Below are 20,567 nucleotides of genomic sequence, written 5' to 3' on the forward strand. Positions count from 1 at the left end.
AAGGAGTTTTCCCCATGCGCCGCCTGCCCTGGGTGGGCCTGCCCACCGACAGCACCGTGCTCGGCCATCATCGTTTCGCGGTGGCCGGGGAAAAGTATGTGCGTGCCTTGGTTGACGCTGCGCAGGCAACGCCACTGGTGCTGCCGAGCCTGCAGCCGCCGCTGCCGGCACGCGACTGGTTGCAGGGCCTGGATGGCCTGCTGTTGACCGGCGCGGTCAGCAACATCGAGCCACAGCATTACGAAGGGGGCCGCAGCTGGGAAGGCAACCTGCACGACCCGGCCCGCGATGCCACGGCGTTCGCCCTGCTGCATGAGGCGCTGGCGATGGATCTGCCGGTGCTGGCGATCTGCCGCGGCTTCCAGGAATTGAACGTGGCGCTCGGCGGCACGCTTCATCCGCAGGTGCATGCTGTGCCTGGCCTGAGCGATCATCGCGAAGACCCGCAGGCGCCGGTGGAGGTCCAGTATGGGCCGGCCCATGCGATCACCGTGGCCGATGGTGGTTGGCTGGCACAGTGGTCTGCCGGCGATCGGGTGCAGGTCAATTCGGTGCACGGGCAGGGCATCGCGAGATTGGCCGACGGCCTGCAGATCGAGGCCTGGGCCGATGATGGCCTGGTTGAAGCGGCACGCAGCCAGCACCATCGATTCGTGCTCGGCGTACAGTGGCACCCGGAGTGGCGGGTCATGCAGACGCCGTTCTATCACGCTATTTTCCGTGCGTTCGGCCAAGCTTGCCGGCAGCACCAACAGAATCGACTGGAATCCCCATGAGTTCGCGAACGCGCCCGCGCAAGACGGCTACGCCCACGCCACCGCAGGAAAGCAGCCTGCTGCGCTGGCTGAAAGAGCGGCGCATCACCGAGGTCGAATGCCTGGTTCCGGACATCACCGGCAATGCGCGCGGCAAGATCATCCCGGCCGACAAGTTCTCGCACGATTACGGCACGCGCCTGCCGGAGGGCATCTTCGCGACCACGGTCACCGGCGAATTCCCGGACGATTACTACGACCTGACCTCGCCGTCGGACTCGGACATGATCCTGCGCCCCGACCCGGACACCGTGCGCATGGTGCCGTGGGCGACCGATCCGACCGCGCAGGTCATCCACGACTGCTATACCAAGAACGGCGAGCCGCACGAACTGGCCCCGCGCAATGTGCTGCGCCGGGTGCTGGATGCCTACACCGAGCTCGGCCTGCGGCCGGTGGTCGCGCCCGAGCTGGAATTCTTCCTGGTGCAGAAGAACACCGATCCGGATTTCCCGCTGCTGCCCCCGGCGGGCCGCTCGGGTCGCCCGGAAACGGCGCGGCAGTCGTACTCGATCGACGCGGTCAACGAGTTCGATCCGATCCTCGACCTGATGTACGACTACTGCGATGCGATGAAGCTGGACGTGGACACGCTGATCCACGAATCCGGCGCGGCGCAGCTGGAGGTCAACTTCACCCACGCCAACGCGATGGATCTGGCCGACCAGGTGTTCCTGTTCAAGCGCACCATGCGCGAGTCGGCGATGCGCCACGGGGTGTATGCCACCTTCCTGGCCAAGCCGATGGAGAACGAGCCGGGCAGCGCGATGCACATCCACCAGAGCCTGCTGCGCATCAGCGATGGCCAGAACGTATTCACCGGCGAGCACGGCGGTGAGGATTTCAGCCCGTTGTTCGCCCACTACCTGGCCGGCCTGCAGAAGTACGTGCCGATGGCCATGGCGTTCTTCGCACCGAACGTGAATTCCTACCGGCGCCTGGTGTTCGGCGAGGTCTCGCCGAGCAACGTGCACTGGGGCTTCGACAACCGCACCTGCGGCCTGCGGGTACCGCTGGATACGCCGGAGAACATGCGGGTGGAAAGCCGCTTCGCCGGTTCCGATGCCAACCCTTACCTGGCGATGGCCGCGACCCTGGCCTGTGGCCTGCTCGGCATCCGCGAGCGCCTGGCGCCGGATGCACCGGTGACCGGCAGCGCCAAGGAGCTGGGCTACGACCTGCCGCGTTCGCTGGGTGAAGCACTGGACGGGCTGGAGCAGTGCAGCGAGCTGCAGGCACTGCTCGGCGAGCGCTTCTGCCGCGCCTACATCTCGGTCAAGCGCAAGGAATATGAGACCTTCTTCCGCGTGATCAGTTCGTGGGAACGCGAGTTCCTGCTGCTGAACGTGTGAAGGCCGCGAATAGAAAAATCCGCCGCCGGGGGGTAGGCTGGCACCCGTCGCCGGCCCGGCCGGCCCCCCTTTCCGCATTCTGGAGCACCCGATGAAGCTGCGTATCCTCACGCTCGGCCTGGCCTCCGCCATGCTTTCCGCCTGTGGCGGCGGCAACGGCGGCGGACAGGACAGCCAGGTCCTGAACGTCTACAACTACAGCGACTACATCGCCGAAGACACCATCCCGAACTTCGAGAAGCAGAGCGGGATCAAGGTCACCTACGATGTGTTCGACAGCGACGAGATGGTCGAGACCAAGCTGCTGGCCGGCAACAGCGGCTACGACGTGGTGGTGCCGACGCTGAACTTCTTCGGCCGGCAGATCCAGGCCGGTGTGTTCCTGCCGCTGGACAAGTCGAAGATCCCGAACCTGGCCAACCTCGACCCGGCGGTGATGAAGCGCATCGCCACCCAGGATCCGGGCAACCAGTACGGCGTGCCGTACATGATCGGCACCACCGGCATCGGCTACAACGTGGACATGCTGAAGGAGCGTTTCGGTGGCAGCGCCGACATCGCCAACAGCTGGGACCTGGTGTTCAAGCCGGAAAACATCAGCAAGATGAAGGACTGCGGCGTGACCATCCTGGACACGCCGGCGGACATGATTCCGATCGCGCTGCACTACCTGGGCCTGGATCCGCACAGCGGCGATCCGGCCGACCTGCAGAAGGCGGCCGACCTGCTGAAGTCGATCCGCCCCTACGTGCAGAACTTCCACTCCTCGCAGTACGTCGGCTCGCTGGCCAACGGCGGCACCTGCCTGGTGGTGGGCTGGTCGGGCGACATCATCCAGGCCCGTGACCGTGCGGCCGAGGCCAGCAATGGCGTGCACGTGGCCTACTCGATCCCGAAGGAAGGTGCGCCGCAGTGGTTCGACATGCTGGCCATCCCGAAGGATGCCAAGCATCCGGAAGCGGCCTACGCGTTCATCAACTACCTGCTGGAACCGAAGGTGGCCGCGGCCAACACCAACTTCATCCACTACGGCAACCCGGTGCCGACCGCGACCCCGCTGGTGGACGAGGCGATCCGCACCGACCCGACCATCTACCCGCCGGCCGACGTGGCCGCGAAGATGTTCACCTATTCGATCAACACGCCGGAGACCGACAAGCTCTACACCCGGCTGTGGACCGAGGTGAAGACCGGCCGCTGAGCGGTCCTGGTGGCGCCGGGCCATGCCCGGCGGCTGCCTTACCCTGCGCCGGAGCCGGTACTGCCGCTCCGGCCAAGGTGCTGCAGGATGGCGGGCAGCAGGTCCCGTGCATCGCGACCGCCGTTGCACAGGAACGACGAGCTCATCCGCTGCAGGTTGTGCATGCCGATGAAGAACAGCCCGGGCTGCGGGGAGACACCGAACTCGCCGAGCGGGTAGCCTCGTTCGTCCAGCACGCCGTCCACTTCCAGCCATGGCCATTCGCTGACGAATCCGGTGGCCAGCACCACCGAATGGATGCCAGCCGCCTGCAGATCCAGCTCGCGCGGCGAAGGCGCCGGCTCCCAATGCATGTAGACCTCCTCGGGAATGTAGCGCGCGTCGTCCGTGCGCGGTTCGGGCTGCGTTGCGTAGTACGCGCTGGCCAGTGAGTCGAGGTAGGCGTACTCGGCCCGCGTCGCTTCCATCGCGCTGTGCAGTTGCGGGCGCGCATCGGCGAAACGGGCAATGCCCCCGGCGACGCTCTGCAGGCGGCCCAGCAGGGTGATGCCTTCGCGGTGCATCGCCAGCAGGCTGATCGAGCTGCCCCTGCCGGTGCTGCCCTTGCCGGAAATCAGCGGGAACTCCGCAGTGCGGGCCTTGCGCAGGGCATCGGGCTCTCCCGCCAGCACACCGGCCGATTCGCGCACATGCTGGTGGATGCGTCCGGCCATGTCCCACCAGGTCATCGAGTCCTTGCCACGCAGCCGGCGCGTATGCGAGTGGCGCTCGGCCAGCGACCAGTACACGCTGCGCCCGCTGGTGCGCAGGTCCTGGGCGATCTGCGCGCCGGACTGGCCGCCGCCGATGACCAGTACTGCGCCATCGGGAAGCTGCCGGGCATTGCGGTAGTCGGCGGAGTGCAGCACCGCCAGATCCGGCCGCGGCGCAAACGGAACCCGTGGCATCCGGGCGCGCCGGTATTCACCGGTGGCAACCACCACCGCGGGTGCGTGGATCAACCCCTGGTTGGTTTCGATGGCATAGCCGCCGGCCTGCGGCGTGACCCGATGTGCCGCACGGCCCTCATCGATGGGCAATGACCGCTCGCTGGCGTAGTCGCGGAGCCGCTGGATCACTTCCGCTGCGGCCATGAAGCCTTCCGGATCGTCGCCCGCATAGGCGTGGCCATGCAGGGCCATCGTCGCGTTGGCGGTGTTGGTCTGGAAGGAGTCCCAGCGCCGCCGCCAGCTGGCGCCCACGGTTTCGGCTTCCAGCACGCGATGGTCGACGTTGGCCTCCTGCAGGACGGCGCTGAGTGAAAGCCCGGCCTGGCCGGCGCCGACGATGACCAGCTCCAGCCCGTGGGCTGGCGGCGCCAGTCGCTCGGGAGGGGCGGGAGGGAAGCAGTCAGCTGGGGATATCACGCGTGTTCGTCCATGGTGGGCTTCGGTCCAGCAGATTTCGCCGGGGATGCCGCGGGCGATCAATGCTTCCGGTTCTGAAAAACGTTGCAGATTCCGGGTGGCACCGGTGGCGCTTGGCGGGGACGGCCGGCAGCAGCGGGGCAGGGAGACGGGTTACGGACGGAAGCGCGCCAATTCCGGTCGGAATCCGACAGCGGACGCGGGGCCGGCCCGGCCGTAGCCGCTGCCACCTGCCGCCGTCATATCCCCATCGGCCCCCGGCCGTTAGAATGACGGCCGCTGTCCACCGCCCGCTCCCGGAGCCCCCATGCCCGTTGAAGCCCAGCCGGAAGCCGCCGTCGTCGAAGCGACCGGTGTGCCCGGCTATCTTTCCATTCGTGATCTGCGCAAGGAATTCGATGGCTTCGTCGCCGTCGATGACGTCAACCTGGACGTCCGCAAGGGCGAGATATTCGCCCTGCTGGGCGGCTCGGGCAGCGGTAAATCGACCCTGCTGCGCTGTCTGGGTGGGTTCGAGACGCCCACCAAGGGCAGCATCACCGTCGATGGCCAGCGGATGGATGCGCTGCCGCCGTACCAGCGGCCGGTCAACATGATGTTCCAGTCCTACGCGCTGTTCCCGCACATGACGGTCGAGCAGAACATCGCCTTCGGCCTGAAGCAGGATGGGCTGGGCAAGGACGCGATCAGCAAGCGTGTCGGCGAGATGCTGGACCTGGTGCAGATGGGCCATCTGGGCAAGCGCAAGCCGCACCAGCTGTCCGGCGGCCAGCAGCAGCGTGTGGCGCTGGCACGGTCGCTGGCCAAGGGGCCCAAGCTGCTGCTGCTGGACGAGCCGATGGGCGCGCTGGACAAGAAGCTGCGCTCGCAGATGCAGCTGGAGCTGGTCAGCATCATCGAATCCTCGGGCGTGACCTGCGTGATGGTCACCCACGACCAGGAAGAGGCGATGACCATGGCCACCCGCATCGCGGTGATGGACGCCGGCTGGATCCAGCAGGTCGGCAAGCCCGATGAGGTCTACGAGCAGCCGGCCAACCGCTTCGTCGCCGAGTTCATCGGTTCGGTGAACCTGTTTGACGGGGTGATCGACGAGGACTTGCCCGAATACGTGACCGTGCGCTCGCCGCTGTTCCCGGCGCCGGTCTACATCGCCCACGGCATCACCTGCTATGAAGGGCAGCCGGTCGCATTCGCGCTGCGCCCGGAAAAGGTGATGATCGGCAAGGACGAGCCGGAAGGGCACACCAACAAAGCGCAGGGCGTGATCGAGGACATCGCCTACTTCGGCAGCCATTCGGTCTACCACGTGCGCCTGCCCAGCGGTGCCAAGGTGCTGGCCAACTTCGCCAACTCGCAGCGCTGGGCCAGCGATGGCCTGACCTGGGGCGACGAGGTGTGGGTGCATTGGCGTGACAACGACGGCGTGGTGCTGACCTCATGAGCACGGCGGGCCTGAAGCGCTGGCTGCCGGGCACGCGTGCCACGGTGATCGGCATTCCGTACCTGTGGCTGCTGCTGTTCTTTGCGGTGCCGTTCCTGATCGTGCTGATGATCAGTTTCTCGCACAGCCGGGTTGGCTCGCCGCCGTACACCTGGCTGCTGCAGTACGCCGACGGCGGGTTCTCGCTCAAGCTCAACCTCGAGAACTACCTGGCGCTGTTCCGCGATTCGATCTATGCCCAGGCGTTCCTGAGCTCGATCAAGATCGCCGCGATCTCGACCTTCCTCACCCTGTTGATCGGCTACCCGATGGCCTATGCCATCGCCCGCCTGTCGCCGGCCGCGCGCAACGTGGCGATGATGCTGGTGGTGCTGCCTTCGTGGACCTCATTCCTGATCCGCGTCTACGCCTGGAAAGCGATCCTGGACCGCAACGGCCTGCTCGACCAGTTCCTGCAGTACACCGGCCTGCAGACGCTGATGACCAATATGGGCCTGCCCAAGCTGCAGCTGATCGACACCCCGACCGCGGCCTACATCGGCATCGTGTACTGCTACCTGCCGTTCATGGTGCTGCCGCTGTATGCCAACCTGGTCAAGCATGACCATCGCCTGCTGGAAGCGGCGTACGACCTCGGTGCCAAGCCGTGGCAGGCGTTCCTGCGCATCACCCTGCCGTTGTCGAAGGCGGGCATCATCGCCGGCTGCATGCTGGTGATGATCCCGGCGATCGGCGAATTCGTGATCCCGGAAATGCTCGGTGGCTCGGAAACGCTGATGGTCGGTCGCCAGCTGTGGAACGAGTTCTTCAACAACCGCAACTGGCCGGGCGCCTCGGCGATGGCAGTGGCGATGATCCTGCTGCTGCTGGTGCCGATCCTGTTGTTCAACCGATCCCAGCAGCGCCTGCTGGAAGGGAAGCAGGCATGAGCCCGCGTTCTGCCAAGGGCCTGGGGCTGGGCGTGCTGCTGCTCGGCTTCGCCTTCCTGTACCTGCCGATCCTGCTGTTGATGTTCTATTCCTTCAACAGCTCGCGGTTGGCCATGGTCTGGGCCGGGTTCTCCACCCGCGCCTACAGTGACCTGTTCGCCGACCGCGCGCTGATGGATGCGATGTGGACCAGCCTGGTGGTCGCGTTCTGGACCGCCTGTACCGCCACCGTGCTCGGCACGCTGGCGGCAATGGTGATGACCCGCTTCAAGCGCTTCCGCGGCAAGCCGTTCTTCGGTGCGCTGGTAACCGCGCCGCTGGTGATGCCGGACGTGATCCTCGGCTTCTCGCTGATGGCGCTGCTGGCCTCGATGGGCGCGATTCCGGGCTTCCCGGCGCGCGGCCTTGCCACCATCTGGATCGCCCACGTCACCTTTACCCTTTGCTTCGTCACCGTGGTGGTGTCCTCGCGCCTGCAGGAGATGGACCTGTCGCTGGAAGAAGCGGCGATGGATCTGGGCGCGAGCCGGCTGACCGTGTTCGGCCGCATCACCCTGCCGATCATCGCGCCGGCGCTGGTGGCCGGCTGGCTGCTGGCCTTCACCCTGTCGCTGGACGACGTGGTGGTGGCCAGCTTCGTCGCCACGCCGGGCTCGACCACGCTGCCGATGAAGGTGTTTGCCTCGGTGCGCATGGGTATCAGCCCGAAGATCAACGCGCTGGCTACGCTGCTGGTATCGGCGGTGTCGATTGCCGCGGTGATCGGCTGGTACATCAATGCGCGTGCCGAGAAGCGGCGCCAGCGCGACCTGCAGCTGGCACGCCAGGACAACGGCTGAACCGGCAACATCCGGCTCACGGCGGCCGGCGCACAATGGGGGTCACCCTGATGGAGACCCCCAATGACCGTCGAGATCATCAACCCGGCCACCGGCCAGGTGACCTACCGCCATGAGCTGATGGACGCCGCTGCCATCGAGCAGCGTCTGCAGGCGGCAGCTGATGCGTTCCCGCGCTGGGCCGAGCGCTCGCTGCAGGAACGTGGCGCGATCCTCAAGCAGATCGCTGGCCAGCTGCGTGCGCGCCGCGACGACCTGCAGCAGGCCATGACCAGCGAAATGGGCAAGCTGAAGGCCGAAGCCCTGGCTGAGGTGGAAAAGTGCGCGAGCACCTGTGAGTTCTATGCCGACCACGCCGCCGACTACTTGAAGCCGCAGCTGATCGATACCGAGGCGCAGCGCAGCTACGTGCGCTATGAGCCGATCGGCTGCGTGTTTGCGGTGATGCCGTGGAATTTCCCGATCTGGCAGGTGTTCCGCTTCCTGGCTCCGGCGTTCATGGCCGGCAACGTGGCGCTGCTCAAGCACGCCAGCAACGTGCCGCAGTGCGCCGACCTGATCCTGGCGGTATGCCGCGATGGCGGCCTGCCCGATGGTGTATTCGATGTGCTGCACATCGACAATGACCAGGCCGCCGAGGTGCTGCGCGATGCACGGGTGAAAGCCGTGACCCTGACCGGCAGCGAGCGGGCAGGGCGCTCGATTGCATCCAACGCTGGCAGCCAGTTGAAAAAGTCGGTGATGGAGCTGGGCGGCAGCGACGCCTTCGTAGTGCTCGATGATGCCGACCTGGACAAGGCCGTGGCCGCGGCGGTGAAGTCGCGCTTCGACAACAGTGGCCAGACCTGCATCGCGGCCAAGCGCTTCATCGTGGTTGAAGCGGTGGCCGATGAATTCACCAGGCGCTTCGTCGAAGCCGCAGGCGAGCGCCAGTACGGCGACCCTAACGAGCGCGGCACCACGCTGGCGCCGATGGCCCGTGCCGACCTGCGCGACGAACTGCACAAGCAGGTACAGGCCAGCGTCGCCAAAGGTGCGCGCGTGCTGATCGGCGGCGAACCGATCGCCGGTTCGCATGCGGGCTACCCGGCCAGCGTGCTCGACCAGGTGGGGCCGGGCATGCCGGCCTATGACGAAGAACTGTTCGGGCCGGTCGCCGCCGTGATCCGGGTCAAGGATGAAGCCGAGGCGCTGCGCGTGGCCAACGACACCCGCTTCGGCCTCGGCGGCAGTGTGTGGACGCGCGACCCGGTACGCGGTGAGTCCTTCGCCCAGCGCATGGAATGCGGTGCCGCGTTCGTCAACGCCATCGTCAAGAGCGATGCGCGGTTGCCGTTCGGCGGCAGCAAGGAATCAGGTTTCGGCCGCGAACTGGCCGACCACGGCATCCATGAGTTCATGAACATCAAGACCATCTACGTGGCTTGATGCACCTGCCTGTGTAGAGCTGAGCCCATGCTCGGCTGCTCTTTGCCGGGAACAGCCGAGCGTGGGCTCGGCTCTACAAAAAAGCGGGTTACAACCACTTCACCCGCTTGAACAGCCGGTACAGGCCGACGCAGATGCCGCCGACGCCGACGATCATCAGCGGGTAGGCCCACGGCTGGTTCAATTCCGGCATGTGGCTGAAATTCATGCCATACCAGCTGGTGATCAAGGTCGGTGCGGCCAGCAGCGCGGCCCATGCACCCAGCCGCTTCACCGTCTCGCCCTGGGCCAGCGTCACCAGTGACAGGTTCACGCTCAGGGCCGTGCCCAGCATCTCGCGCAGGGTGTCGATCACATCGCTGATGCGCACCGCATGGTCGTGCACGTCGCGGATATACAGCTTCACTTCGTCAGGGAACAGTTCGCCCTGGTAGCGGCGCAGCTGCGCCAGCACATCCTGCAGTGGCGCCACCGCCATCCGCATCTTGTTCAACTCGCGCTTGAGCTCGTACAGGCGCACCACCGTGCTGCGTTTGTAGCTGTCGGCGAAGATGTCCTTCTCCAGCAGCTCCAGGGTGTCGCGGAAGCGGTTGGTGATGGGCAGGTAGTTGTCGACCACGAAGTCGGCCACGGCGTACAGGCAGTACGACGGCCCCATCTTCAGCAGTTGTGGTTCGCGCTCGACGCGTGCGCGCACCGGCGCGTACGACAGCGAGGCGCCATGGCGCACGGTCACCAGGAACCGTGGGCCGAGGAAGGCATGGGTTTCGCCGTACTGGATGCGCTCGTCGACCATCTGCGCGGTGGTCACCACCACGAACAGCGAGTTGCCGTAGGCCTCCACCTTGGGGCGCTGGTGCGCGTTGCGCGCATCCTCGACCGCCAGGTCGTGCAGGCAGAATTCTTCCTGCAGCTTCAGCAGTACGTCTTCGTTCGGGTCGTACAGGCCGACCCAGACGAAACCGTTGTTGCTGGCGATGACATCGCTGATGGCATCCAGGCTGATGTCGTGGCGTTTGCCGTCGTCATCGTAGTGGACGCAGTTGATGACGCAGGTGGGATTGGCTGCGGCGGAGGCGGCAGCAGGGACGGGCAATGAGGCGGGCAATGACATGCCCGCCATCGTGCGTCAGTGCTGCGTTTCCGACAAGTGAGGACGGCGCCCCAGCACCCAGGCCAATGCAGCGTGGACCGGCAGCAGCAGCACGATCCACTGCACGTTGTACTGCGCCTGCAGGCTCAGCCAGTGCAGCACCAGGGCGGCCACGGCCTGCACCGCCACCAGCCACAGCACGATCCTGAACATGCGGCCGGGCACGCGCCGCCGCAGCAGGCTGATCGCCCCCGGCAGCAACAGCAGGCACAGCGGCGAGAGCAGCAGCAGGTTGCGGTTGGCCCAGGCGGCGTAGTGCGTGCTGAAGCCCCACAGGAACACCAGCAGGCCACCGGCGATCGTGCACAGCAGCCACAGCGGCAAGGCCAGGCCGGCCAGCAGGCGCGGACGGTTGCGCAGCGCCAGCACGCCCGCCGCAATCACCAGGCCGCACAGCAGCCACGGCCACCAGCGGCGCGCGAACTCCTTCGGTTCGGGGTCGATGCGGTGCGGCAGCAGTTCCTGCTCGGACTGCACCAGCGGGCGGCCGTCACTGTTGCGGGCTTGGCGCAGGGCGTCGGCCAGGCGCATCGGCACGAAGGCTTCCTGCCAGCGCGACAGCGGCTGGTCGGCAAACGGGCCCAGGCCGATATCGAAGCCCAGCCACATCCACGGGGCCGGAGACGCCAGCCGTACCGACTCGCTGCGATAGGTGTTGCCGCGCGAACGGCCGGACAGCTGCGAGTGCAGCCCGCCACCCAACGCCTTGTCGAGGGTGTCGCGCACCATCGTCGCGCAGTTGGCGGTGTAGTAATCGTAGTGGTAGCGCGCGTTTTCCGGCTTGGCCCGTTCGGCCAGGTCGGCGGCCAGCGAGCGTGCCTGCGCAGGGGTGATATCCAGCCACTGTACGCTGGCGCCGCGGCCGGTCTCGTCGTAGTACGACAGGTCCTGCTGCAGTGGCAGCGCCACCAGGTAATACATCATGTCGCCACGTACGAAGCGGCCGATGAAATCCTGTTCGGACGGATCGAAGTAGCCGAAATTGTACGAGATCGCCTCGCCGCTCACCGGGTCCAGCACGACGATGGCATCGTGGCCGAAGCGCTCGAAGAACACGGTGCCCGGCTGCATGGTGACCACGCCGACACGCGGGGCAGGGGCATCGCTGGCCGTTGAGACGGTCGGCGCCGCCGCCTGCGCGAACGCATCCAGGGGCAGGGCGGTGGCCAGCAGGCACAACGCCAGCCACAGGGTCAGGATCAGGCCACGGTGCTTCAAGCGTCGTCCTGCGCGTCCGGTGCCAGCACCGTTACATGGAAGGCCTGGACCCGGCGCGCATCGGCGCGGGCCACACGGAACATGAAACGGTCCAGCGCCAGCTCATCACCGACTTCCGGCAGATGGCCGACGGCTTCGGTCACCAGGCCGCCGATGGTGTCGTAGTCCTCATCGGAGAAGGTGGCACCGAAGCGCTCGTTGAAATCACCGATCGGCGTGAGTGCATCCACCACGTACTGGCCATCGGCCTGGATGGCGATCTGCGCCGAGAAATCCTCGGCCTCGTCGTGCTCGTCGTCGATGTCGCCGACGATCTGCTCCAGCACGTCTTCGATGGTGACCAGGCCGGCGACGCCGCCGTACTCGTCCACCACGATCGCCATGTGGTTGCGCGACAGGCGGAACTCCTTCAACAGCACGTTGAGCTTCTTCGCTTCCGGAATCAGCACCGCCGGGCGCAGCAGTTCACGGATGTTGCCCGGACCATTGTCGGCAACCACGCCGCGCAGCAGGTCCTTGGCCAGCAGCACGCCGAGGATGTCGTCCTTGTTCTCGCCATGCACCGGGAAGCGTGAATGGCCGGACTCGACCACCTGCCTCATCAGCTCCAGGAAGGGCGCCTCCACCGGCAGCGAGACCATCTGCGAACGCGAGATCATCACGTCGCCCACGGTCAGCTCGGCCACCGAAATGGCACCTTCCATCATCTTCAGGGTATCGGCGGCGATCAACCCTTCTTCCTGCGCGGTGTGCAGGACAGCGACCAGCTCGTCGCGGGTGTGGGGTTCGCCGGAAAAAGCGGACGTCAGGCGTTCAAGCCAGCCGCGCTTCTTTTCACTGTGCTCCACGGAGGAGCTACTACTGTCGTCTTCTGACATATCTGGAAAAAAGGCACCCGGCAGGCCGGGCGATGGCCCAAGTCTAGCAGGATGTGAGGGCCTGTCAGTGACCCTCGCCAGCCGGGGCGGTGGCGGCCGGGCCCTCGCCCTCGGCCGGCAGGTCCAGGCTGTAGGTGCAGCCGGCCAGGGTCTTGCCGGGGTGGCTGGCGACGGTGGATACGCTGAGGATGATCGACTCGATCTGCGCCTCGCCGGTCTTCGGGTCGGTCACATCGCGGCTGACCAGCTCGCGCCCGGCCATGAACTTGCCGTCCTGGTCGTAGCCGGTCTCCAGCGCCAGCTGCGTGGCCAGCGGTCGCGGATCGGCTTGGTCGAGCACGGCCATGATGCTGGCGCCGGCCACGGCCACGCGCTCGGTCTGCTGGCCGAACACGGTGATCGGGCTGGCCAGCCGGTACTCGCTCATGAACTGGTTGCCCTGCGGCAGCGGCTGCAGGCCGTGGGCCACCGCCTTCAGCGGATCGGCCAGCAGGGGGGCCAGCGCGGCATGCGCGGCCACGCCCTGGCGGCACTCGATCAGCGCTGGCAGGTCCAGTGGCGCGGCGGAGACGGCCGGCGCAACGACCAGCAGCATGGGCAGGAAACGCAGCGGTGACATCGCGACAACATCCGATCAGCGGCGGCAAGGCTGTGCATGGTAACGGCGCCTGCTGCGGCCCGCGACCCATCGTGGCCGGGGCCGGTCAGGGCCGGGGCGCGGCCGGCCGCTATTCGAACCTGACCGGGAAGCCGAGCCGGGCTTCCAGATGTGCACCCACCACCGATACAGCCGCCCGGTGTGGGGCATCGTCATCGAGCTGCACGTACAGCTCGCCGGTCCGCACGTCCAGGCCGTAGCCGGTCATGTACGGCAGCTGGGCTCGCAACCAGTCACGTTGCGCCTGCATGCGTCGCCGCATCTCCGCCTCGGTCAGCGCCGCGCCGGTGCGGAAGTGCACATGCTGCGGGCCGTCCGCGCCGCCATGTACTTCATCTGCCACCGGTGCATCACCGGTCAATCGCACCACGATGTGCCAGCCCGGATCGTTTTCCACCCAGGCGCCCGCCAGCCGTGGCGCGTGCCGGGCTTCGAGGCGCTCGATCAGCGCCCGTTGCTGGGCAGTGGCGACGGCCTGGCGGGTGTCCTGTTCGCTGCTACCGAAGAATGCCCGCAGTTCGGCGACCTTTGCGGCGATGTCGGCCTCACTGTCGCTGGCGGGGAACGGTGAGGGCTGGTCAGGATCGGACATCAGGCCTGCTACGGACTGCAGCAGCGCGGCAAGCAACAGGGCGGGCATCACTGTCATTGGTGCTCCCGGGGCGGTATCACCCGCGGCAAAGGGCGGTGTCAGCCCTGTGACGTCGGGTGCTTCAGCGCCCGCACACGCCGTAGCGAACGGTTGGCCACGGCGCGCAACGCCATCACCGGCAGGGTGAGCATCGCCGAGAGCAGAGCTGTGTGGACCAGTTGCAGCACGGCGTGGACCGCAACCTGCAGTGCACCCGGTTCCAGCAGCCAAGGCGGCAGGTCTGCACTGGCGTGATGGACAGCGCCCATATACGTAGCAGCGAGCACGAACAGCGCGCACAGCTGCGCACGCGTTGCCTGGAAGAACGGCAGGCTGCCGCTTGCACGGCCCAGGCGCTGCTGCAGGACCACGCGCCAGCATACCGGTGCGGAGAATGCGCCGATCAGGATCAGCACCATCGAGGTCATCCACAGCGTCGAGGTACTGCTGACCGGCCCATGGCCACCCAGCAGATGCGGCCCGACCATGCCCACCGCTACGCCTGCCAGCAGGGTGGTAGGGGACAGCAGGGCCAGCGCGCGCAGCAGCCAGTGCCGGCCATCGGGATGGCGGGTGCTGACGCGGCGCACCACGTTGGCGGCCACGACCAGCAGCAGGGAGAAGATCGCACTTCCGGCCAGCAGTGGCCCCATGTTGCCCATCATCATCCATGTCTCCGCGGAGGTTGCAGGCGCAGGATAGCGCCGTGCGAGGCTCAGCGCTCGCCGGCGTAGGGATCGTCGATGCCGAGTTCGGCCAGGATCTCGCGCTCCAACTGTTCCATTGCCTCGGCTTCCTTGTCGTCCTCGTGGTCCCAGCCGAGCAGGTGCAGCACGCCGTGCACGGTCAGATGCGCGTAGTGGGCATTGAGCGCCTTGCTCTGCTCGTCGGCTTCACGCGCCACCACCGGCGCGCAGATTACCAGGTCGCCCAGCAACGGGAACTTGACGCCCTTGGGCAGGCCTTCCGGCACGTCCGCCGGGAAGCTGAGTACATTGGTGGCGTAGTCCTTGCCCCGGTAGTGCCGGTTCAACGACTGGCCTTCCTTGCTGTCGACCACGCGGATGGCCAGGTCGGCCTCGCGGATACGCCCCTTCAGCGCCGCCGCCACCCACTTGCGGAAGCTGACGGCAGAGGGCAGCCCCGCACGGGGCAGGGCGTAGCTGACGGCTACATCGAGGCGGACGGGACCCTTGGTCATGGCAACACCGGAATTTCAGATCGAACAGGAGGTGACAGTATCGCGCGTGTCGCCGTTCACTGCGACTTCCAGTCGCCGGCTTCGTAGGCAATTTCTATCACTGAGGCCTTGCCCGCACGAGCCTGGATATCGGCCTTCTCGGTCGATGCGTGGCAGTTGTAGCCGTTCTGCTGGGTCAGCTGGCTGGCCAACTGGATGGCGCCCTGCTCCGGCGCCGCGTCGGGGTCCACATACAGAGTGGCGCTTGCGCAGCTGCCGACGTTGGCCACTTCCAGCGCCGGGATCAGGCTGCGCGTGGCGCGGTCAGCGAGGACGTCGAACGCTTCGCGCGGAAGGTCGGACTGGTTGGCCGAGATGCGCAGCTTGAAGAAATGCAGCTGCTTGTAGAACAGGTAGCCATTGGAATGCAGCGGCTGTTTGCGGGACACCTGCAGCAGGCTCAGACGCAGTTTCTCGCCGCGGACCTGCTCGGCCTTGGCAATGGCCTGGATCACCGTCGAGTCGATGTCGTTGGCACCTTTCGCTGGCACCGCCCTGGGCGAAAGCTGGAAGGGCTCCCGTCCCAGCTCCTGCAGCTGTGCATAGATGCCGGACGCAACCGCCTGCCTGAGGTCCGCCTGCAGGGCCTGGATGCCGCGGTCCACGGCAACCTGCGGGTCCAGCCGGCCCGCCGGATACACGAAAACGCTGATCGCCGCCTCCGGATGCAGGTCACTGCGGTAACTGAATCCGGCCCCCGCCAACCGGTCGTCCGGGTTGTAACTGCTGCGCACCAGCGTGAAATCCTCCACCTGGTAGGGAGCAATCACATAGCTGGATTCAACATACGCCCGCGTTTCCGCGACGGGCGGGGGAGAGGCGAGTGCGGGGGCCGGCCCGAAGGCCAGCAGGCACAACGACAGCAGCAGACCCGGGCGTACCATGACATGTCCTTATGTGCACAGGAGTCCGGAGTGTAGTGCTATTCCGCGCCCGGTTGGATCTGATGCAGGTCGCGGCGGTCGTAGGCGCTGACGATGCGTGCCACCAGCGGGTGGCGGACCACGTCGCGGGCTTCGAAGAAGGTGAAGCTGACGCCCTCCACATCGCGCAGTACGTCGATGGCATCGCGCAGGCCCGACTTCACATGCTTGGGCAGGTCGGTCTGGGTCAGATCACCGGTGACCACGGCGGTGGAACCGAAGCCCAGGCGGGTCAGGAACATCTTCATCTGTTCGATGGTGGTGTTCTGCGCTTCGTCCAGGATCACGAACGCATCGTTCAGCGTGCGGCCGCGCATGTAGGCCAGCGGTGCGATCTCGATGACGTTCTTTTCCAGCAGCTTGAGCACCTTTTCCACACCCAGCATTTCATACAGGGCGTCGTACAGCGGTCGCAGGTACGGGTCGACCTTCTGGCTCAGGTCGCCGGGCAGGAAGCCCAGCTTCTCGCCGGCTTCAACCGCCGGACGCACCAGGATCAGGCGCTGCACGCGCGATTCGTTCAGTGCTTCCACCGCGCTGGCCACGGCCAGGAAGGTCTTGCCGGTACCGGCCGGGCCGATGCCGAAGTTGATGTCATGGCTGACGATCTGGTGCAGGTAGCGGCTCTGGTTGGAACCACGCCCGCGCACGGTTCCGCGCTTGACCTTGATCGCCACGTCCTGCGCTTCGTAGGAGCGATCGGCGATCTGTTCGATGTTCGCCGCGTTCAGGCGCAGATGGATGCCGTGGCTGTCGAAGGTGGTCTCGGCGGCCTCTTCATACAGCGCCTCGATCAGCTTCTGCGCTTCGGCGCTGGCCTCGGCCGGGCCGCTGATGCGGAACACGAAGCCGCGGTTGGCGATTTCCACGCCAAGCTTCAGTTCGATCTGGCGAAGGTGTCCGTCGAACGGACCGCACAGGTTGGCCAGCTGCGCGTTGTCTTCCGGCGACAGGGTGAAGTCTCGATGCTCGATGCTTTTCATTGCTTGGGGTGGGGCGGGGTCGCCGTCCACCGCGATGGCGTCAGGGACGACAAGGGTAACGCGCAAGGCGGCAGGACGACAGTTCTCCACACCGGGTGTGGACCGGCGTCGAAGAAACCTGTGGATAGTCCTTCGCAGCGCTTGTGCCACAAGGAAGATGATGCGGTGGTGAAAATTGTGCCAGTGCCAGCAGGGTTCTCCACATGCGGTGTGGACGGTGTTGCCGTGAACCTGTGGATAGGTGGCAGCGAGCCTTGCGGCAGTGGCGTTGCTGGCGGGTGATCAATTATTGATCAGCCCTGTTCTGGATCATTGCGGGTGCACAGGGAGCGTGGCACCGTGGCGCCATCGGAGGAGGTGGCGCATGGCCGTGGGCACGTGGATGCGCAGGATCTGGCTGCTGGGCAGCTGCCTGCTGGCGGGCTGCGGCGAGGCACCGCCGGCGGCACTGGGCACGCTTGAATGGGACCGGATCAGCGTGCCCGCACCGGCGGCGGAAGTGATCAGTGCCGTTGACGTGCGTGAAGGGCAGGCGGTCAAGGCGGGCGCGCTGCTGATGCGCCTGGATCCTGCCCGTGGCGCCGCCCAGCTCGACGCGGCACAGGCCGAAACCGCCCGCGCGCATGCACAGCTCGAGGAACTGCAGGTGGGCCCGCGTCAGGAGCAGATCGCCCAGGCGCAGGCACAGCTCACGGCGCTGCGCGCGCAGGCGGCTGAAGCCACCGCGTACCATCGCCGGGTGCAACCGCTGGCCCGTCAGCGGCTGGTCGCTGCCGCCGACCTGGACCGGGCCCGCGCGGCCGCCGACAACGCCGTGGCCAGCGTGCGCGCTGCCGAACAGGCGTGGCTGGAGCTGCAGCGCGGCAACCGTCGTGAGGACATTGCCCAGGGCGAGGCATCCTCCCGGGCGACGCAGGCGCAGGAGGTGGTGCAGGCCGTCAACCTGCAGAAGCTGCAGCTGCGCGCGCCGCGCGACGGCGTGGTCGATGCGTTGCCCTATCGGCAGGGCGACCAGGCACCGATCGGTGCGCCGTTGGTGGTGTTGCTGGTGGGCGAACGCCCGTATGCGCGGGTGTACCTGCCGCAGCCATTGCGCCTGCAGGTGAAGGTGGGGCAGGCGGCGCAGGTTCAGCTGGACGGCGCGACCACCATGTTGAAGGGGCATGTGCGGTCGATCCGCAGCGAACCTTCCTTTACGCCGTATTACGCGTTGACCGGTGATGACGTCTCGCGGCTGAGCTACCTGGCAGAGATCGAGCTGGACGACCGTGCCGACATGCAGGCGCTGCCCGCCGGGCTGCCGGTGCAGGTGCGCTTCTGAATCCTGTCGATGACATTGCCGTGCGTGCGCAGGGCCTGAGCCGCCGTTTCGGCGATCTGCTGGCGGTGGACAACGTCGATCTGCAGGTCCCGCGCGGGCAGGTATACGGCTTCCTCGGCCCGAACGGCTCGGGCAAGTCGACCACCATCCGCATGCTGTGCGGGCTGCTTGAACCAAGCGCGGGCGAGATCGACGTGCTGGGCCTGGCCATTCCGGCGCAGGCCGAAGCGCTCCGCCGCCGCATCGGCTACATGACCCAGCGCTTTTCGTTGTACGAAGACCTGTCGGTGCGGGAAAACCTGGAGTTTCTGGCCGCCATCCAGGATCTACCGAGGGCGCAAGCACGGCAACGGGTCGATGCGCTGCTGCAGCAGTACCGTCTGCAGGACCGCCAGGTGCAGTTGGCCGGCACCCTCAGTGGCGGGCAGAAGCAGCGGCTGGCACTGGCTGGTGCAGTGATCCATGCGCCGGAACTGCTGTTCCTGGATGAGCCGACCAGTGCGGTCGATCCTGAGTCGCGGCGCGATTTCTGGGAAGCGCTGTTCGAACTCGCCGATGCAGGCACCACGGTGCTGGTGTCCACCCACTACATGGACGAGGCCGAACGCTGCCACCGGCTGGCGATCCTAGATCGCGGTGCCCTGGTGGCCGATGGCACCCCGGCCGAGCTGTGCGCGCAGCTGCAGGGCCGCACCCTGAAAGTCACCGCCTCGCAGCCCCGGCTGGCCAGCCGCGCGCTGGCGGCGTTGCCGGGCGTGCTCAGCGTGGCCCAGATCGGCACCGAACTGCGCGTGCTGTGCAGCGAGGGTACGGCCGATACCACCGTGCTGGCGCAGGCACTTGCCGCCGCCGATCCGCAGGCCAGCATCGAAGCGGTGGCGCCCAACCTGGAAGACGTATTCGTTGCCGCCACCCGTGGCCGTGGTCGGGAGCCGGCCGCATGAGCGTGCGACGGCTATGGGCGATCATGCTGAAGGAGCTGCGGCAACTGCGCCGTGATCGCATCACCCTGGCGATGATCGTCGGCATCCCGGTGATGCAGCTGCTGCTGTTCGGCTATGCGATCAACCTCAACCTGCGGCACCTGGATGCCGGCATTGCCGATCAGGCCAATAGCGCGGCGTCGCGCGCGCTGGTGCAGGACATGGTGGCCACCGGCGTGATCACGCCGCGCGCGCAGGCCTATACGCCCGATCAACTGATGGAGGCGCTGCGACGGGGCCGGATCAGCGTGGGCATCGTCATTCCCGCCGATTTCGAACGACGCCGCTACGAAGGCCGCGAAGCCGTGCAGGTGCTGGTCGACGGCAGCGACACGGTGGTGCAGAGTGCGGCGATCCAGCTGGCACAGGTGCCGCTGGACGCGCGCCCGTCCAGCAACACACGGCCGCTGCGCGAAGGCAGCATCGACAGCGGGCAGGTGAGCGTCATCAGTTTCTACAACCCGCAACGGCGCTCAGCAGTGAACATCGTGCCCGGCCTGATCGGGGTGATCCTGACCATGACCCTGGTCATGTTCACCGCAGTGGCGGTGGTACGCGAACGCGAACGCGGCAACATGGAACTGCTGATCGCCACGCCGGTATCGCGCAGCGAACTGATGGTCGGCAAGGTGTTGCCGTACGCGGCGATCGGTCTGCTGCAGACCACGCTTGTGCTGCTGCTGGGAACCTGGCTGTTCGAGGTCCCGATCCGCGGCAGCCTGCTGGATGTCTACCTGGCGGCGGTGCTGCTGGTGCTGGCCAACCTCGCACTGGGCCTGCTGATTTCCACGCGCGCACGCTCGCAGTTCCAGGCCATGCAGATGACCCTGTTCCTGTTCCTGCCTTCGATCCTGTTGTCAGGTTTCATGTTTCCGTTCGCCGGCATGCCCAGGCCGGTGCAGTGGCTGGCGGAAGTACTGCCGCTCACCCATTTCCTGCGCCTGGTGCGCGGCATCATGCTGCGCGGGGCCTCGCTGTGGGAGCTGTGGCCGGACGCACTGGCACTGCTGGTGTTCATCGTGGCGATGATGACCCTGGCCATCCTGCGCTTCCGCAAGCGACTGGACTGAGGCATGCCGACCAACGGTCGGCATCCACACGGTAGGTGCCGACCGTTGGTCGGCACACCTCAATACCTCGGTGGGTGCCGACCGTTGGTCGGCAC

The 20,567-nt window shown here is 66.5% G+C and carries 20 protein-coding genes; 10 read left to right on the forward strand and 10 right to left on the reverse strand.

Features of this window, described 5'->3' with window-relative positions:
- The first annotated feature begins 14 nt into the window (after window positions 1-14).
- The 3 genes from ACFX4F_RS15790 to ACFX4F_RS15800 all read left to right on the forward strand — a co-directional run bounded on the left by ACFX4F_RS15790 (window position 15) and on the right by ACFX4F_RS15800 (window position 3,368).
- Window positions 15-776, forward strand: a complete 762-nt coding sequence (locus tag ACFX4F_RS15790) for a gamma-glutamyl-gamma-aminobutyrate hydrolase family protein (protein ID WP_380656912.1) — start codon at window positions 15-17, stop codon at window positions 774-776.
- A complete protein-coding gene (locus ACFX4F_RS15795) occupies window positions 773-2,167 on the forward strand; it encodes a glutamine synthetase family protein (RefSeq protein WP_089239973.1) in 1,395 nt (464 codons plus the stop codon). Before ACFX4F_RS15790 ends, ACFX4F_RS15795 begins: the two co-directional genes overlap by 4 nt.
- A gap of 91 nt (window positions 2,168-2,258) precedes the next feature.
- Complete coding sequence (locus tag ACFX4F_RS15800) at window positions 2,259-3,368, forward strand: polyamine ABC transporter substrate-binding protein (protein WP_033830748.1); 1,110 nt, start codon at window positions 2,259-2,261, stop codon at window positions 3,366-3,368.
- A 38-nt stretch (window positions 3,369-3,406) separates the two neighbouring features.
- Here ACFX4F_RS15800 and ACFX4F_RS15805 read toward each other — a convergent pair whose 3' ends face one another.
- A complete protein-coding gene (locus tag ACFX4F_RS15805) occupies window positions 3,407-4,774 on the reverse strand; it encodes a flavin-containing monooxygenase (protein ID WP_380656917.1) in 1,368 nt (455 codons plus the stop codon).
- Between the two features lie 307 nt (window positions 4,775-5,081).
- Between ACFX4F_RS15805 and ACFX4F_RS15810 the strand changes: the two genes are divergently transcribed.
- The 4 genes from ACFX4F_RS15810 to ACFX4F_RS15825 all read left to right on the forward strand — a co-directional run bounded on the left by ACFX4F_RS15810 (window position 5,082) and on the right by ACFX4F_RS15825 (window position 9,414).
- A complete protein-coding gene (locus ACFX4F_RS15810) occupies window positions 5,082-6,218 on the forward strand; it encodes an ABC transporter ATP-binding protein (RefSeq protein ID WP_099820006.1) in 1,137 nt (378 codons plus the stop codon).
- A complete protein-coding gene (locus tag ACFX4F_RS15815; protein ID WP_380656921.1) occupies window positions 6,215-7,147 on the forward strand; it encodes an ABC transporter permease subunit in 933 nt (310 codons plus the stop codon). Before ACFX4F_RS15810 ends, ACFX4F_RS15815 begins: the two co-directional genes overlap by 4 nt.
- Entirely contained in the window at window positions 7,144-7,986 is an 843-nt protein-coding gene (locus ACFX4F_RS15820) for an ABC transporter permease subunit (RefSeq protein WP_100464457.1), read from the forward strand. The genes ACFX4F_RS15815 and ACFX4F_RS15820 overlap by 4 nt, the downstream gene beginning before the upstream one ends.
- Before the next feature lie 63 nt (window positions 7,987-8,049).
- A complete protein-coding gene (locus ACFX4F_RS15825; protein ID WP_099820009.1) occupies window positions 8,050-9,414 on the forward strand; it encodes an NAD-dependent succinate-semialdehyde dehydrogenase in 1,365 nt (454 codons plus the stop codon).
- 88 nt (window positions 9,415-9,502) lie between these two features.
- Here ACFX4F_RS15825 and ACFX4F_RS15830 read toward each other — a convergent pair whose 3' ends face one another.
- The 9 genes from ACFX4F_RS15830 to ACFX4F_RS15870 form a co-directional block, all read right to left on the reverse strand.
- Entirely contained in the window at window positions 9,503-10,537 is a 1,035-nt protein-coding gene (locus ACFX4F_RS15830; protein ID WP_100464464.1) for a magnesium and cobalt transport protein CorA, read from the reverse strand.
- Between the two features lie 6 nt (window positions 10,538-10,543).
- Window positions 10,544-11,785, reverse strand: a complete 1,242-nt coding sequence (locus ACFX4F_RS15835) for a DUF4105 domain-containing protein (RefSeq protein WP_380656926.1) — start codon at window positions 11,783-11,785, stop codon at window positions 10,544-10,546.
- Window positions 11,782-12,663, reverse strand: a complete 882-nt coding sequence (locus ACFX4F_RS15840; RefSeq protein WP_099820011.1) for an HlyC/CorC family transporter — start codon at window positions 12,661-12,663, stop codon at window positions 11,782-11,784. The genes ACFX4F_RS15835 and ACFX4F_RS15840 overlap by 4 nt, the downstream gene beginning before the upstream one ends.
- Before the next feature lie 64 nt (window positions 12,664-12,727).
- Complete coding sequence (locus tag ACFX4F_RS15845) at window positions 12,728-13,282, reverse strand: hypothetical protein (RefSeq protein WP_380656929.1); 555 nt, start codon at window positions 13,280-13,282, stop codon at window positions 12,728-12,730.
- Window positions 13,283-13,391: 109 nt separating this feature from the next.
- On the reverse strand, window positions 13,392-13,970 hold the full coding sequence (locus ACFX4F_RS15850) for a hypothetical protein (protein WP_380656932.1): 579 nt from the start codon (window positions 13,968-13,970) through the stop codon (window positions 13,392-13,394).
- 41 nt (window positions 13,971-14,011) lie between these two features.
- Window positions 14,012-14,620, reverse strand: coding sequence for a hypothetical protein (locus ACFX4F_RS15855; protein ID WP_380656935.1), 609 nt, complete (start codon window positions 14,618-14,620; stop codon window positions 14,012-14,014).
- Between the two features lie 47 nt (window positions 14,621-14,667).
- Window positions 14,668-15,153, reverse strand: a complete 486-nt coding sequence (gene ybeY / locus ACFX4F_RS15860) for an rRNA maturation RNase YbeY (RefSeq protein ID WP_099820013.1) — start codon at window positions 15,151-15,153, stop codon at window positions 14,668-14,670.
- 56 nt (window positions 15,154-15,209) lie between these two features.
- On the reverse strand, window positions 15,210-16,076 hold the full coding sequence (locus ACFX4F_RS15865) for a hypothetical protein (protein ID WP_380656943.1): 867 nt from the start codon (window positions 16,074-16,076) through the stop codon (window positions 15,210-15,212).
- Window positions 16,077-16,114: 38 nt separating this feature from the next.
- Entirely contained in the window at window positions 16,115-17,098 is a 984-nt protein-coding gene (locus ACFX4F_RS15870) for a PhoH family protein (protein WP_099820014.1), read from the reverse strand.
- 364 nt (window positions 17,099-17,462) lie between these two features.
- Between ACFX4F_RS15870 and ACFX4F_RS15875 the strand changes: the two genes are divergently transcribed.
- Genes ACFX4F_RS15875 through ACFX4F_RS15885 form a run of 3 tightly spaced genes read left to right on the forward strand, consistent with a single transcriptional unit; the run spans window position 17,463 to window position 20,472 of the window.
- Window positions 17,463-18,419 carry an HlyD family secretion protein gene (locus ACFX4F_RS15875; RefSeq protein WP_380656947.1) on the forward strand — a complete coding sequence of 319 codons (957 nt, stop codon included), beginning with the start codon at window positions 17,463-17,465 and terminating at the stop codon, window positions 18,417-18,419.
- Window positions 18,420-18,439: 20 nt separating this feature from the next.
- A complete protein-coding gene (locus ACFX4F_RS15880; RefSeq protein WP_380656950.1) occupies window positions 18,440-19,363 on the forward strand; it encodes an ATP-binding cassette domain-containing protein in 924 nt (307 codons plus the stop codon).
- Window positions 19,360-20,472 carry an ABC transporter permease gene (locus ACFX4F_RS15885; protein WP_380656955.1) on the forward strand — a complete coding sequence of 371 codons (1,113 nt, stop codon included), beginning with the start codon at window positions 19,360-19,362 and terminating at the stop codon, window positions 20,470-20,472. Before ACFX4F_RS15880 ends, ACFX4F_RS15885 begins: the two co-directional genes overlap by 4 nt.
- Window positions 20,473-20,567: the final 95 nt, after the last annotated feature.

It is taken from the genome of Stenotrophomonas sp. YIM B13575 (genome assembly GCF_042787595.1).
GTDB lineage: Bacteria > Pseudomonadota > Gammaproteobacteria > Xanthomonadales > Xanthomonadaceae > Stenotrophomonas > Stenotrophomonas lactitubi_B.